Source organism: Paenibacillus sp. 598K, from assembly GCF_003851045.1.
GTDB lineage: Bacteria > Bacillota > Bacilli > Paenibacillales > Paenibacillaceae > Paenibacillus_D.
The window spans coordinates 136,105-137,586 of sequence record NZ_BFBX01000031.1 but is presented as its reverse complement, the minus strand read 5'-3'; the positions used below and the strand labels follow the sequence as shown (position 1 = coordinate 137,586).

The window sequence follows — 1,482 nt, the reverse complement described above, 5'->3', positions numbered from 1 at the left end:
GAACGAAAATTCAGCCCAATTTGCTACCTTCCGAGTATGCATACACACCCTAGCGCTGGAGCACCGGCGTCAGATGCCAGACCTTCTTGAAGTCGCCGGCGAGCGCGTCGATCTCCCGCCGCTCGACCTCTAGCTCCCCTGCAGCCTCGAGCGGCCGCAGCGTCAGGAGGGGCGGCGTCACATCGATCTGCAAGCCGGAGATTGTCTGGGTCTCGCTGCGATCGAGTGCCACGGCCAGCTGCAGCAGCATGCCGAGCCGACAGATATGCTCCAGGTCGTCCGGCTCGAGGATAGTCGCATACGGCTGGATCGCCAGACGAGCTTTGTTGCGATTTTTGAAGGACGCGATCGCCGCCGTGAGGATGATCTCGCGGTGGCTCATGCCGTTGAGGCGGGTGTTCATAATCAGATAGAACGAATGTTGGGCATACTTGTAATAGTCGATGCTGGCGCCGATCCGGAACAGCCGCGATGCCGCCTCCATCCAGCGCCTCGCTCTCGGCGGATAGCGATAGTGGCGGGTGCTGCTGTCGAATAGCTGCATCGACGACCGGTGCACATGCCGCATATGGGCAGCAGGCGCCTCCGGGTGAAGCGCGCTCAGGTTATCGATGCTGTAGGAGAGCACATCCTCGAGCATGTCGCTGCGACCGAGCCCGGTATGCAGGAACAGGCCGTCGCGCAGCCCTGCGCCGCAGATTAGATAGCCCGAGCCGCCGCTGAGCCGCAGGATCGCTCGCAGCGCCGCCAGACCGGGCACGATCAGATCGGCCCTGTCTTTGGAGAGGCCGGGGAATTTTTTGCGCTTGTCGAGCGGCATCCGGCGCAACGTCTCGAGCAGTCGGTCGCCCTCCCTAGCGGCGATCGGGTAGTTGTGCGTCTGGGCAAACGGGTACTCGGTGCTCGCCTGGTGGATCTTGCCGAAGGCGCGGGCCGTGCCGCCGATGCCGATGACGGGCAGCCCGGCGGCCTCGCCGATCCAGCTCTCGGAGCGGACGAGCGCCTCGATATGCCGATCCAGCTCGCCCAGCCCGCGGTCGCTCAGCATGCCGCCCTCCATATAGCTGCGGTTCAGATTAACGCAGCCGAACGGGAAGGAGATGCTGCGCTGCCTCTTGCGATCTCGGAACAATGTCACCTCCGTGCTGCCGCCGCCGATATCGACAAGCAGGCCGTCTGTTACGTCGAGAGTGCTGAGCATACCGAGGAAGCCGTACTCCGCCTCCTGCTCGCCAGAGAGCAGCTCGATCGGCAGCGACGTCTCGCGCGTCAGCGTCGCCAGCACATCCTCGCGGTTGGCGCTATTGCGTATCGCGGCGGTAGCAACAGCGCGGATCGACTCGACGCCCTGATGGTCGCAGATGAGCTTAAAGTGGTTAATCGTGCCGACGAGTTGGCGCACGGTTGCTTCGGGAAGCTTGCCGGCAGCGTCGATTTTTTCGCTCAGGCGGGCGGGCCGCTTGCTGCCGTCGATGACGCGGG

The 1,482-nt window shown here is 63.8% G+C and carries 1 protein-coding gene; it reads right to left on the bottom strand.

Features of this window, described 5'->3' with window-relative positions:
* Positions 1–49 precede the first annotated feature (49 nt).
* Positions 50–1,482: Ppx/GppA phosphatase family protein (locus tag PA598K_RS11170; protein ID WP_260405358.1), on the bottom strand; the 1,433-nt coding region annotated here is incomplete at its 5' end.